This window comes from Porphyromonas sp. oral taxon 275 (assembly GCF_018127745.1).
Lineage (GTDB): Bacteria > Bacteroidota > Bacteroidia > Bacteroidales > Porphyromonadaceae > Porphyromonas.
Genome location: NZ_CP072333.1, coordinates 1,129,153 through 1,141,467, shown reverse-complemented (window position 1 = coordinate 1,141,467; position 12,315 = coordinate 1,129,153). Strand labels below are relative to the sequence as shown.

11 protein-coding genes are annotated in these 12,315 nt (G+C 60.5%); 4 read left to right on the top strand and 7 right to left on the bottom strand.

What is annotated here, in order from left to right:
• Positions 1-10: 10 nt before the first annotated feature.
• The 7 genes from panD to pncB all read right to left on the bottom strand — a co-directional run bounded on the left by panD (position 11) and on the right by pncB (position 7,367).
• Positions 11-364, bottom strand: a complete 354-nt coding sequence (gene panD / locus J4862_RS04550) for an aspartate 1-decarboxylase (RefSeq protein ID WP_211787951.1) — start codon at positions 362-364, stop codon at positions 11-13.
• A gap of 8 nt (positions 365-372) precedes the next feature.
• A complete protein-coding gene (locus tag J4862_RS04545) occupies positions 373-1,500 on the bottom strand; it encodes a hypothetical protein (protein WP_211787950.1) in 1,128 nt (375 codons plus the stop codon).
• A 97-nt stretch (positions 1,501-1,597) separates the two neighbouring features.
• Positions 1,598-3,580, bottom strand: a complete 1,983-nt coding sequence (locus J4862_RS04540) for a DNA topoisomerase IV subunit B (protein WP_249107391.1) — start codon at positions 3,578-3,580, stop codon at positions 1,598-1,600.
• A gap of 6 nt (positions 3,581-3,586) precedes the next feature.
• Positions 3,587-4,459, bottom strand: a complete 873-nt coding sequence (locus tag J4862_RS04535; RefSeq protein ID WP_211789554.1) for a carbon-nitrogen hydrolase — start codon at positions 4,457-4,459, stop codon at positions 3,587-3,589.
• 23 nt (positions 4,460-4,482) lie between these two features.
• Positions 4,483-5,553: an agmatine deiminase family protein gene (locus tag J4862_RS04530; RefSeq protein ID WP_211787949.1), complete on the bottom strand. Its 1,071-nt coding sequence runs from the start codon at positions 5,551-5,553 to the stop codon at positions 4,483-4,485.
• A gap of 7 nt (positions 5,554-5,560) precedes the next feature.
• Positions 5,561-6,178 carry a nicotinate (nicotinamide) nucleotide adenylyltransferase gene (nadD, locus tag J4862_RS04525; protein ID WP_249107390.1) on the bottom strand — a complete coding sequence of 206 codons (618 nt, stop codon included), beginning with the start codon at positions 6,176-6,178 and terminating at the stop codon, positions 5,561-5,563.
• A 10-nt stretch (positions 6,179-6,188) separates the two neighbouring features.
• Positions 6,189-7,367, bottom strand: coding sequence for a nicotinate phosphoribosyltransferase (pncB, locus tag J4862_RS04520; protein ID WP_211787948.1), 1,179 nt, complete (start codon positions 7,365-7,367; stop codon positions 6,189-6,191).
• Positions 7,368-8,926: 1,559 nt separating this feature from the next.
• Here pncB and J4862_RS04515 point away from each other — a divergent pair.
• The 4 genes from J4862_RS04515 to J4862_RS04500 all read left to right on the top strand — a co-directional run bounded on the left by J4862_RS04515 (position 8,927) and on the right by J4862_RS04500 (position 12,312).
• Complete coding sequence (locus tag J4862_RS04515) at positions 8,927-9,529, top strand: TetR/AcrR family transcriptional regulator (RefSeq protein ID WP_211787947.1); 603 nt, start codon at positions 8,927-8,929, stop codon at positions 9,527-9,529.
• Positions 9,530-9,543: 14 nt separating this feature from the next.
• Positions 9,544-10,290: a 3-oxoacyl-[acyl-carrier-protein] reductase gene (gene fabG / locus J4862_RS04510; RefSeq protein ID WP_211787946.1), complete on the top strand. Its 747-nt coding sequence runs from the start codon at positions 9,544-9,546 to the stop codon at positions 10,288-10,290.
• Positions 10,291-10,668: 378 nt separating this feature from the next.
• Positions 10,669-11,520: an ATP-binding cassette domain-containing protein gene (locus J4862_RS04505; protein WP_211787945.1), complete on the top strand. Its 852-nt coding sequence runs from the start codon at positions 10,669-10,671 to the stop codon at positions 11,518-11,520.
• A 12-nt stretch (positions 11,521-11,532) separates the two neighbouring features.
• On the top strand, positions 11,533-12,312 hold the full coding sequence (locus tag J4862_RS04500; RefSeq protein WP_211787944.1) for a hypothetical protein: 780 nt from the start codon (positions 11,533-11,535) through the stop codon (positions 12,310-12,312).
• The last annotated feature ends 3 nt before the right edge of the window (positions 12,313-12,315 follow it).

Here is a 12,315-nt window from a genome sequence, read left to right as displayed (position 1 = left end):
CGTGATGACACTAGCGCACGAGCCTATTGGTCGTGCTGTCGGGGAATACTACTGCGGGCTGGAAGGTCTTGGCCTCCTCGGCATCCATCCAGGCGTAGGCCATGATGATGACGATATCGCCAGGCTGTACGAGGCGTGCTGCCGCTCCATTGAGGCAGACGACGCCCGAGCCACGCTCGCCACGGATGACGTAGGTCTCCAGGCGTGCGCCATTGTTGTTGTTGACGATCTGTACCTTCTCGCCTGGGATCAGGTTAGCAGCCTCGAGGAGCTCCTCATCGATGGTGATGCTCCCTATATAGTTAAGGTTGGCTTCGGTGACGGTGACTCGGTGTATCTTCGACTTGAGTAGTTCGATGAGCATAATTCAGATTAGAGTTCTTTGATCCACGCGCGGCGGGTCTTGTGGTGCTTGCGCTCGAAATAGTTCCACTGCATCTGTACGGCGGCGTTGGTCTCTAGCTCGGGGTTGCTCTCGGCGTACTTGACCCCATTCTTGTGGAAGATGGGGATGAGGTCATCGAAGAGCAGGGCGTTGACCCCCTTATTCTGGTACTCTGGGATGACGCCGATGAGGTAGAGGTCGACGATGGGGTTCTTCATCTTCAGCGCCCGCAGTAGGTGCATCCAGCCGAAGGGGAAGAGGCTGCCCTTAGCCTTCTGCAGCGCACGACTGAGGTTGGGCAGCGTGATGCCGAAGCCTACGACCTTGTCATCCGCCTCGCGGACGATGACCGTGACGAAGTCGTAGCGCAGCATCGGGATATACATCCGTACGTAGTAGTCGATCTGGTCACGGGAGAGCTCGGAGACGCCATAGAGGACGGAGTAGGCTTGGTTCAGCGTGTCGAAGATACGGTGCGCGTAGGGCATGATCTCCGCCTGGTTCTTGAACTTGAGGACCTTGAGGCCGTACTTCTTACGTACGAGCTCGGCGATACGCTGGTGCTTCTCGGGGATGGCATCGGGGATGATGATCTTGAACTCGTGCCAGTCCTGATCCTTGACGAAGCCCATACGTACCATGTGCTTGGGGTAGTAGGCGTAGTTGTAGATCGTGGCCATGGTGCCGAGCTGGTCAAAGCCCTCGATGAGCATCCCCTCGTGGTCGAGGTCCGAGAAGCCCATGGGGCCCTGCAGCATCTCCTTGCCGCGAGCGCGCGCCCAGTCCGCTACCGCCTTGAAGAGGGCATCGACGACCTCGGCGTCGTTGATGAAGTCGACGAAGCCGAAGCGGGCATTGTTCTGATTCCACGTCTCGTTGGCGCGGTGGTTGATGATCCCTGCGATACGACCGACGATCTTGCCCTCACGATAAGCGAGGAAGTAGGCCGCCTCACAGAACTTGAATGCGGGGTTGCGGGCGGGGTCGAGCGTCAGCAGCTCATCCTCGATGAGCCCAGGGACGTGGTAGGGATTGCCACGATATAGCTGGAGGTTGAAGCGCACGAACTTGCGCATATCAGACTTCTCCGTGATCTGTCGTATCTCAACTGACATAGTGTATTGCTGGCTGGGCGCCCGCCCGAGGGCAGACGCGGATATCCTTCTATTGAGCGACAAAGATACGGCAAAAGGGGCGATGCCCCGCTGCCGCTCACTCGTCCATGACGAGGTTGTCGATGATGAAGCCCTGACGCTCGGGGGTATTCTTACCCATGTAGAACATCAAGAGGTTGCTCAGATTGTCCTCCTTGCGTAGGCGTATGGGGTCGAGCTTGATATTCTCCTCCGTGATCCAGTCCTTGAACTGCTCGGGCGAGATCTCCCCGAGCCCCTTGAATCGGGTGACGAGGGCGCGCGGGCCGAGCTGGCGCAGGGCCTCCTGCTTCTGAGCCTCGTTGTAGCAGTAGATATTGGTTACCTCGGGCTCCTGGCTGGGCTGCTCCTCACCCGTCTTCTTGCGGCTGCGTCCCTTCTTCTTGGCAGGGGCGCTGGCGGCGTGCATGAAGTTGTCAGACTTGCGCTGCTCCTTAGGGAGGAAGACGCGGAAGAGCGGCGTCTCGAGGATGAAGACATGACCGCGGCGCACCAGCTCGGGGAAGAACTGGAGGAAGAAGGTGATGAGCAGCAGGCGTATGTGCATCCCGTCGTCGTCAGCATCAGTGGCGATGATCACGCGATTGTAGCGCAGGCCATCGAGGCCGTCCTCGATGTTGAGCGCCGCCTGCAGGAGGTTGAACTCCTCGTTCTCATAGACGACCTTCTTGCCTAGACCGTAGCTGTTGAGCGGCTTCCCTCGGAGGCTGAAGACGGCCTGATAGTTCGGGTCGCGGCAGGTGGTGATGGAGCCGCTAGCAGAGTCCCCCTCGGTGATGAAGATGCTGGTACGCTCGGGTTCCTTGGCCTTGGGGTCGTTGAGGTGGACGGTGCAGTCGCGGAGCTTCTTGTTGTGCAGGCTGGCCTTCTTGGCTCGCTCGCGGGCGATCTTGGCCACGCCGCTGAGGCTCTTGCGCTCGCGCTCGCTCTCCTGGATCTTCTGCTGCATGACGGCCGCCGTGTCCTCGGGGTGCATGTGCAGGTAGTTGTCCAGCTCCTTGCCGAGGAAGTCGTTGAGGAACTTCTGTATGCTCCGCCCGTCGGGCTCCATCTCCTTGGAGCCGAGCTTAGTCTTGGTCTGGCTCTCGAAGACGGGCTCCTCGATCTTGATGCTGATGGCGGCACTCATGCCGTAGCGGATGTCTCGGTAGTCGTAGTTCTTCCCGAAGAAGTCCTTGATGACGCGTGCTACCGCCTCCTTGAAGGCCGAGAGGTGCGTACCGCCCTGCGTGGTGTTCTGCCCGTTGACGAAGCTGTAGAAGTCCTCGCCCACCTGCGCCGTGTGCGTCAGCACGATCTCCACGTCGTCGTCCTTGAGGTGGATGATGGGGTAGAGGGCCTCCTCGGTGAGGTTCTCTTCGAGGAGGTCAGCTAGGCCGCGCTTGGATAGGTAGCGTCGCTTATTATATAGGAGGGTAAGGCCGGCGTTGAGGAAGGCATAGTTCTTCACCATGGCCTCGACGTACTCGTCCTTGTAGGCATAGCCCTTGAAGAGCTCGGCGTCGGGGCGGAAGGTGACCTGCGTCCCTGAGGGCTCATCGCTCGGCACGGCCTCAGTCTCCTCTAGGAGACGCGCGTGGGAGTAGCGTACGGTCTTGGTCAGGCCGTCGCGCCAGACGGTGATCTCGCAGTGGATGGAGAGGGCGTTGACGGCCTTGATCCCTACGCCGTTGAGGCCGACGGACTTCTTGAAGGCCTTGGAGTCGATCTTACCTCCAGTGTTCATCTTGCTCGTGGCGTCGATGAGCTTGCCTAGGGGGATGCCACGGCCGTAGTCGCGCACCGTCACCAGCCCGTCCTGGATGCTGATCTCGATACGCTTGCCCGCGCCCATGACGTATTCGTCGATGGAGTTGTCGAGGACCTCCTTGAGGAGCACGTAGATCCCATCATCGGCATGCGAGCCGTCGCCCAGCTTGCCTATGTACATCCCTGGACGGCGGCGGATATGCTCGTCCCACTCTAGGGTCTTGATGTCGCTGTCGCTATAGCCGACGGTCGTCCCCGCCGCTAGTAGCTCCATGTCCTTGGTCTCCTTCATCGTGGCTTAGCGGCGGTAGCGCTTGGTGAGGTCTTCGAAGGCGTCGATACGGCGGTCACGCAGGAAGGGCCACCAGCGACGTACGCGCTCGCTGCGGCTGAGGTCGACCTCGACGACGGCGATGGCCTCCTCTTGCCCGAGCTCCGTGACGAGCTCGCCCTGAGGACCCGTGACGAAGCTGCGTCCCCAGAACTGTATGCCCCCTGTCTGCCCCGAGGGATCCTCCTCGTGCCCCACGCGATTGACGGTGATGACGGGTAGGCCATTAGCCACGGCGTGTCCGCGCTGTACGAGCTGCCAGGCGTCGCTCTGACGCTGCTGCTCGCTGGCTACATCGCTGCTCTCCCAGCCGATCGCGGTGGGGTAGATGAGCAGCTCGGCACCTGCCAGAGCCATCAGACGCGCTGCCTCGGGATACCACTGATCCCAGCAGACCAGCACCCCGAGGGTGCCGACGGAGGTCTCTATGGGCTCGAAGCCGAGGTCGCCAGGGGTGAAGTAGAACTTCTCGTAGTAGGCGGGATCGTCGGGGATGTGCATCTTGCGGTACTTCCCTGCGATGGAGCCGTCACGCTCCAGTACGACAGAGGTATTGTGGTAGAGGCCTGCGGCACGGCGCTCGAAGAGCGAGAGGACGAGCACGATGCCCAGCTCACGTGCTAGTGCGCCGTACTCCTCGGTGCTGGGCCCAGGGATGGGCTCTGCCTGGTCGAAGACGTGGACGTCCTCCGTCTGGCAGAAGTAGAGGCCATTGTGCAGCTCCTGCAGGACGACGAGCTCGGCGCCCTGGGCTGCTGCCTGACGGATGGAGGCCTGTAGGCGCTCCTTATTCTCTGCGTGATCCGCACTATTGGCCTGCTGGATGATGCCGACCTTCAGCGTGCGTGCTTCCTGTGCCATGCTTAGTTTTCGCTCCATTTATTCTTGTTGATAAAGCCCTTGGGGAACTGCATCGTAGCGCAGTGTAGGCTACCGTGCTGGTAGATGAGGGCGCGGCAGTTCACCCCTACGATCGTATGCTCGGGGAGGGCGCGGCGCAGTGCCTCCAGTGCGGGCTCGTCGGTGGCCTCGCCGTAGGTAGGCACGAGGAGCGCCTTGCCAGCGAAGAGGAAGTTGGCATAGGTCGCGGGTAGGCGCTGCCCCTCTTCGTCATAGATAGCAGGGGGGAGGGGAAGCTCTACGAGCTCGTAGGGCTGCCCCGCTGGGGTACGCAGTGCCTCCAGCTCCTCACGCATACGACGCAGCGCATGGTAGTGGCTGTCGTGGCCGTCGCTGCAGCCTACATAGGCGATCTGGGTGGGGGAGAGGAAGCGGGCTAGCGTGTCGATATGTCCGTCGGTGTCGTCGCCCTCTAGCTCGCCGTTCTCCAGCGCGATGAGGCGCTCTCCGCCCAGCAGGCTCATGAGATAGTCGCGCAGGACGGCCTCGTCGAGGCCCGAGTTGCGGTTGGGCTCGTAGAGGACGCTCTCGGTGGTCATCAGAGTGCCCTCGCCGTCGGTCTCGATGCCTCCGCCCTCGAAGGTCACGCTCAGCGCATTGCTGTAGCCGACCTCAGGACGGAAGACGCGCGCCAGGTAGAGGGCGCGGCTGATGAGGTTGTCCTTATTGGCGGCGAACTTCATTCCCCAGCCGTTGAAGGTGAAGTCCAGGATGCGTGGATGGCGCTTGCCCTCCTCGTCCTCTACGTATAGGGAGAGGGGCGCGTAGTCGCGACACCAGGTATCGTTGTTCTCTGCCTCCATGAGGAAGAGCTGATGAGGGCGTCCCTCGGGGGCGACGAGCTCACGTACACGCTCGGGGTCACGGGCTAGGATGAGCACATCGACCCAGTCGAGGAGCGTGCGCGCTAGGTCGGTATAGCAGCGCTCTACCTCGGGGAGCATGTAGGCCCAGTCCATGTCGTCGTTGGGCCAAGTGAGGAGCACGAGGTCTAGCTCGGCCCACTCGGGGATGAAGTGAATCTTGGCAGGCATTTATTTCTTAATGCTGTAATGCTTGTACTTGGTGGACAAAGTCGTCCCACAGCTCGGGGACGGCGCTCTCATGGCGTCTGTCCTCACCGCGGAGGGCAGCCGCGCGGAGCTGGCTGGCGGAGAGGCTGGAGCGCGGAGCATCCTGGCAGAGGATGGGCATGCGGGCGCCCTCGGGGAGCTCGGGCATCAGGAGGCGCTCCTCGCCTCGGGGGTAGACGTAGAGCTGGGTGGAGCGCAGGAGCTCCTCCCAGTGGTACCAGCGGGTGATCCCCTCTAGGTTGTCTCCGCCGATGAGCAGGGAGAAGTCCAGCTCGGGGTGGCGCTGGCGTAGCGCCTCTAGGGTACGCAGCGTGTAGTGCGGCGCTCCTAGCTCGGCCTCGATGAGGCAGAGGCGTATGCGCTCCTCATGCGCTAGAGCACGCTCTATGTAGGCCGCGCGCCAGTCGAAGGGTAGCTGCGTGCCCGCCTCCTTGAGGGGGTTGAGCGGGCTGAGCACCAGCCAGAGCTCGTCACAGCCTAGGCGCTCCAGCGCGTAGCGGGCGAGCTGGAGGTGGGTCTGGTGTAGCGGGTTGAAGGAGCCGAAGTAGAGGCATACCCGCCGAGGCTGAGGCTGTCGCTGCAGCACGAGGATAGGGCTAGATCAGTCCTAGGGTACGCTGCGCCAGGTCGATCTCCTCGGGCTCTCCCGTGTGCTTGCCATCGACGTCGCTGAGCTTGACACAGGGGTGCCACTTGTCCTTCTCCGTCATCTTGCACTTCCACAGCTTCATGACGATGTTCATCGGCTGTATGCCCGCGCCGACGTCATTGGAGAAGTTCGTCCCGATGCCGAAGCTGGTGCCGATGCGCCCCTTGCAGTGCTTGGCGATCTCGATGGCACGCTCGGCGTCGAGGCTGTCGGAGAAGATGATGTACTTGATCTGCGGGTCGACGCGCAGCTCGCGATAGCGGGCGATGACCTTGTCGGCGAAGAGCAGCGGGTCGCCGCTGTCGTGGCGCAGACTGGTGAAGAGCATGGCGTGCTTCTTACTGAAGTTGCGCATGAAGACATCCGTCGTATAGGTGTCGGTCAGTACCGTACCCAGGTCGCCGTCGTAGACATTGATCCAGTCCTCCATGGCCATGTAGTTGGCCATCTTGTAGCCGAACATCGCGCCGTGGAACTGTACCCACTCGTGGGGGTGTGTCCCCGAGACGCGCAGCCCGTGCTTGTAGGCGAAGTACACGTTGCTCGTACCGTAGAAGTTCGTTCCCGAGTATTCCTTGAGGAGACGCGTCACACGGTCCTCGATGTCGGAGCTGAAGCGGCGGCGCATGCCGAACATCGAGAAGGTGATACCCTCCTCCTTGAGGCGCTGCGCCTTGGCGATGATGCTCTGCTCGGCATAGGCTAGGTCGGGCTCCACACCCAGTACCTTGTAGTAGAGCTCGCTCACTAGGGCTAGGATAGGCGTCTCCCAGAGGGTCACGCGGTAGAGCAGACCCTCGGCGACGATGCTCAGCTGCCCCTCCTCGTCCTGACTGACGTGTACCTCATCGGGGTCGAAGCGGAAGCCGCGGACGAAGTCTATATAGGTAGGGGGAAGGTAAGGAAGCTCGCGGGTGAGGAACTGAGCCTCGTCGCGCGTCAGCTGTAGCTCGGCCATCTGCTGCAGCTCCTGGCGCAGTAGCTCGGCGAAGCCCTCAGGGTAGCGAGTCTTCGCGCGGTCGATGAAGCGGAACTGCCCGTAGGCTCTGGGGTAGAGCTTGGAATAGGCGTAGCTCGTGGTGAACTTATATAGGTCGGTATCGAGGATGCTACGGATGATCGCCATATCGTGTCTATTGGGTGGAGTATGGGTAAATGTAATTTGAGCACAAAGGTACGCAAAAGGCCGCAGCCGTGCGGCTTGCCTCCCTATCGGGCGCTGGGCTGGTGCCTCCCGATGATCTAGAGGAAGCGCCCGTCTGCCTCCTGAGCTGCTTCGCTCGCTGCAGGCAAGGGGCTCGCTCCGCCTTGCTCGGGGGCTTCCTCTCCGATATCAGTCAGCACGCTGAGGGACGTCCGTCAGCGTCGTGAGGGATATCCCTCAGCCTCACTACTGATATCCCTCATACGCCCGCCCCATTCGGAAGCAGCTCTGTGCGCAGAGACTGCGGGTAGCTCTGAGGCTGGACTTCTGATACAGCTCCCCTAGCGTGAGCCCAGCGCCCAGGCAAGGATAAGTGGCTGCGCAAGCCCCAGTGGGGCGACCCCTTCAAAGCCCAGGGTGAGGGAACGCTGTAAGCGTGACGGAACCCTGGGTCACGCCTCCCCATACTTAGAGAGCCCTACCGGGGCGACCCTCAAGGCAAGTTAAGATCGTAGGCAAAGCGGTGCTACTCAGCGCTACGAACGTTTTGAGGGTCGCCCCTGTAGGGCTCTCTATCTATTTACCTAGACTACCCAGGGTTTGGTCGCCCTTGCAGGGCTGCGCACCCTGGGCTTTGAAGGGGTCGCCCCGATGGGGCTAGTCCCTCTTGTCAGAGCAAGGCTAATACAAGCCCAACTCATTCAGTACGGTCTATCCCTTCCGGAAGCAGCTCCGTGCGCAGAGACTGCGGGTAGCTCTAAGGCAGGACTTCTGATACAGCTCCCCTAGCGTGAGCCCAGCGCTCAGGCAAGGATAAGCGGCTGCGCAAGCCCCAGCGGGGCGACCCCTTCAAAGCCCAGGGTGAGGGAACGCTGTAAGGGTGACGGAACCCTGGGTCACGCGTCCCCATACTTAGAGAGCCCTACCGGGGCGACCCTCAAGGCAAGTTAAGATCGTAGGCAAAGCGGTGCTACTCAGCGCTACGAACGTTTTGAGGGTCGCCCCTATAGGGCTCTCTACCTATTTACCTAGACTACCCAGGGTTTGGTCGCCCTTGCAGGGCTACGCACCCTGGGCTTTGAAGGGGTCGCCCCGATGGGGCTTGTCCTTCTTGTCAGAGCAAGGCTAATACAAGCCCAACTCATTCAGTACGGTCTACCCCTTCGTGAAGCGTAGAAGGCTCTATCCCTTTATTGCCTTTGGAGTATGTGCCGCATCAGCCGCGGTAGGGGCGTGGGACAGCTTCGTCTACCTTATATAAGGGGTATGGCCGGCCGTATCAAGAAGCTCGCTCCTAGGCAAGGGTGAGGGCTGGACGGGCTGGGGACTCAGTGCCGGGAGTGGGGGCTCGGGAGACGGGACGAGGGGTGGAGGATTGCACGTTTCGGGGGTATGTGCGCAATTTTACCTACCTTTGCAATTGGACGCTAGGCTATATCGGAGCGCCCATTCGTATCACAGCACAGTATCATTTATCGACCTCACTCAAGGAGGCTACACTCAGTTCAGGCATGTCGACCGTCCTCAAGACCAAGGACCTTATGATCGAAGTCGCAAGACAGCTCTTCGCTCGTGTTGGCTTCACCAATACGACGATGAACGATATTGCCGACGCCTCGAATAAGGGTCGCCGCACGCTCTACACCTACTTCCGCAATAAGGATGAGATCTTCCACGCCGTCATCGAGCGCGAGCTCGATCGCCTGTGGCATGACCTCGAGCTGGTGCGCCGCCTGACCCTGAGCCCCGAGGAGAAGATCATGACGATGATGCTGACCCACCTCTACAAGATGAAGGACCTGGTGCTGCGCAACGGGTCGCTCCGCGCTGAGTTCTTCCGCGACATCTCGCTCGTGGAGCAGGTGCGTAGCGACTTCGACCGCAAGGAGGTGCAGCAGTTCGAGGACATCCTCGAGGCGGGGAATAGGGCTGGGGTCCTGCAGATCCCCAATGCGCGCCTGATGGCCTACCTCCTACAGAATATGGTCAAGGGTATGGAAGTGCCCTTCATCAGCGGGGCCTACCGCATCTACGGTACGATAGAGGAGATACGCGCTGTAGTGCGTCACCTCCTGCTCCACGGGCTTGACCCGCGTCACGAGCTCCAGCCCACTGCCTCCACACCACTAGATAGCAATCAGTAATACATCATACTCCTATGAATCTACTCAAAGACAAGGTGGCCATTGTCACCGGGGCCGGTCGTGGTATCGGTCGTGCCATAGCACTGAAGTATGCCCAGGAGGGCGCCAATGTCGTCATCACTGACCTCAAGATCGACGAGACCGTAGAGGCCTTCATCGAGGAGCTCAAGGGGCTCGGCGTCAAGGCTAAGGCCTATGCCTCCAACGCTGCTAACTTCGACGACGCCCACAAGCTGATCGAGGAGGTGCTCGCTGACTTCGGCCGTGTCGACGTGCTGGTCAACAACGCAGGGATCACGCGCGACGGCCTGATGATGCGTATGACCGAGGAGCAGTGGGACCTGGTGATCAACGTCAACCTCAAGTCTGCCTTCAACCTCATCCACGCTGTCACGCCCGTCATGCTCAAGCAGAAGGCCGGCAGCATCATCAACATGGCCTCCGTCGTCGGGGTCTCAGGCAACGCTGGGCAGACGAACTACTCCGCCTCCAAGGCTGGTATGATCGGTCTAGCGAAGAGCATCGCCAAGGAGCTCGGCTCGCGCGGGGTGCGTGCTAACGCGATCGCTCCAGGCTTCATCATCACCGACATGACGCACGCCCTCAGCGATGAGGTACGCAAGCAGTGGGAGGCTCAGATCCCCCTCCGTCGTGGCGGTACGCCCGAGGATGTGGCCAACGTGGCGACCTTCCTCGCCAGCGACCTCTCCTCCTACGTCACGGGGCAGACCATCCACGTCTGCGGTGGGATGAACATGTAGGCCGCTTGGCTTAGCTTCCCCCAAGGAAAAGACACGAGGCCCCCGACTGCAGCGCTGCAGTCGGGGGCCTCGTACATTGATCCCGCTTAATGCCTCTGCTGCTGCGCCGCTAGGACTGAGGCGGCGCGCATTCTATTGAGGGGATGCGAGGCTTTCTGCTTAGGGGATGCCGAGACGCCTAGGGCGGGAGTACTACTCCCCCTAGGCTGGGAGCGCTGGTCGCACGCAGCTCGAGGCGCTGTTCTTATTCTAGGTGGGGTACTCTGGGATTAGTGTGCTAGGATACAGCCTCTTTGCTTTCGGTGTGTCATTGTATTGATATAATGATTACCTTTGCAGTGTGGTTAGTAAGTAACACACTTAATGCAAGCCTAAGATATGATACACGTACAAGGATTAGAGTTCGGCTACAAGCGTAGCCGCAAGGTCTTCCGAGGGCTGGGACTCGAGCTCGGACAGGGCTCGATCACGGGGCTGCTGGGACGCAATGGAGAGGGCAAGACTACGCTGCTCAAGCTCCTCACCGGTCAGCTGCTGCGGCAGTCGGGCCAGCTGGAGGTGCTCGGGCATGACCCCAAGCGCCGCCAGGTCCCCTTCCTGCAGCAGGTCTACCTCCTGCCCGAGGAGGTCGCCGTGCCCTCGATCAGCATCGCCAAGTTCTTCGAGGTCAACGGTGCCTTCTACCCCAATTATGACGCAGCGATGGGGAGCGAACTGCTGCAGATCTTCTCCCTCAGCCCTGAGATGAACCTCAAGAAGATCTCGCAGGGGCAGAAGAAGAAGGCGCTGATCGCCTTTGCCCTAGCCCTGCGCGTGCCCCTGCTGCTGATGGACGAGCCGACCAATGGACTGGACATCCCGTCCAAGAGCGAATTCCGCCGCGTGCTCGCCCAGTACACCAGCGACGAGCAGACGATCATCATCAGCACACACCAGGTGCGTGACCTCGAGCAGATCATCGATAGCGTGCTGGTGCTGGAGCAGGGAGCGATCATCTGCCAGGCTACGGTCAGTGAGGTCGCCTCGCGCCTGCGCTTCGCCCCCGTTCAGCCAGGCGAGACTACCCAGCCGCTCTATACCGAGCAGTCTCCACTGGGCCTATTGGGTGTCTTCGCCCGTGGTGAAGACGAGGAGGCTGAGGACTTCAGCATGGAGCTCTTCTTCAACGCGCTGCTCGCGGCACGTCCTGCCGTGCTCTCCGCCCTCCAGTCACAGGATCTCACCAAGTAAGTAGCTACGACTATGAATACCTCTTCTCTACACGGCTCGGTCTGTGGGCGCATCTATCTACAGACCCGCCAGAGCATCTACGACACGCTGTCGACCTTCCTCCTCTTCCAGCTGATCATGGCGATCGTCTTTATCGCCATCCCGCTGCTGCTCATTATCGCGACGTCTGACTTCGACCTAGTGGAGGCCTTTCAGGATTTTGTCATCAGCTATGCAGATGGTCGCCTGCTGCTCTTCTATACAGGGGGGCTGAGCCTCTTCAGCATGGTCTGGGTCAATCGTGTGGTGCACCAGGTGCAGCCTACCGCCTACACGCAGATCCCCTCCAGCACCTTCGAGAAACTCTGCTCGATGGCTCTAGTGATCCTCTGCTACACGCTCATCACCTGCCTGGCGGTACTGCTGCTGACGGAGCTGCTGCAGCTGCTGATGCCTGTAGATGGCTCCTTTATCCCCTTTGACTTTAGGGGGCTCAGCCTGGCGCAGATCTGCCAAGGGCTATATAATACGCTCCCTGGGATGCTCTTCCTCGTCTTCCTAGCAGCACTGTGTATGATGTCCTTCCGCAATGTCTTCGTAGGCTTCGCCGTGCTGGGGCTGATCCTTGTCCTGATCTTCTGGGGCGTGACTATCTTTATGCTACAGACTGCTCATATACACTATGAGACGCCGGAGGAATTTATCCGAGGCTGGGAGAACGCCATGCTCGTGCAGCGCATCGTCTTCTCCCTCCTAGACCTCGGGCTGCTGTCGGGGCTCTACTACCGCCTGCACACACTGCAGATCAAGTAAACG

Bases quoted from the DNA above. Each gene is read 5' to 3' on its own strand.
- J4862_RS04505 (WP_211787945.1), top strand. From the start codon at position 10,669: ATGATACACGTACAAGGATTAGAGTTCGGCTACAAGCGTAGCCGCAAG.
- J4862_RS04515 (WP_211787947.1), top strand. From the start codon at position 8,927: ATGATCGAAGTCGCAAGACAGCTCTTCGCTCGTGTTGGCTTCACCAAT.
- J4862_RS04545 (WP_211787950.1), bottom strand. From the start codon at position 1,500: ATGTCAGTTGAGATACGACAGATCACGGAGAAGTCTGATATGCGCAAG.
- J4862_RS04530 (WP_211787949.1), bottom strand. From the start codon at position 5,553: ATGCCTGCCAAGATTCACTTCATCCCCGAGTGGGCCGAGCTAGACCTC.
- panD (WP_211787951.1), bottom strand. From the start codon at position 364: ATGCTCATCGAACTACTCAAGTCGAAGATACACCGAGTCACCGTCACC.
- pncB (WP_211787948.1), bottom strand. From the start codon at position 7,367: ATGGCGATCATCCGTAGCATCCTCGATACCGACCTATATAAGTTCACC.
- J4862_RS04540 (WP_249107391.1), bottom strand. From the start codon at position 3,580: ATGAAGGAGACCAAGGACATGGAGCTACTAGCGGCGGGGACGACCGTC.
- J4862_RS04500 (WP_211787944.1), top strand. From the start codon at position 11,533: ATGAATACCTCTTCTCTACACGGCTCGGTCTGTGGGCGCATCTATCTA.
- fabG (WP_211787946.1), top strand. From the start codon at position 9,544: ATGAATCTACTCAAAGACAAGGTGGCCATTGTCACCGGGGCCGGTCGT.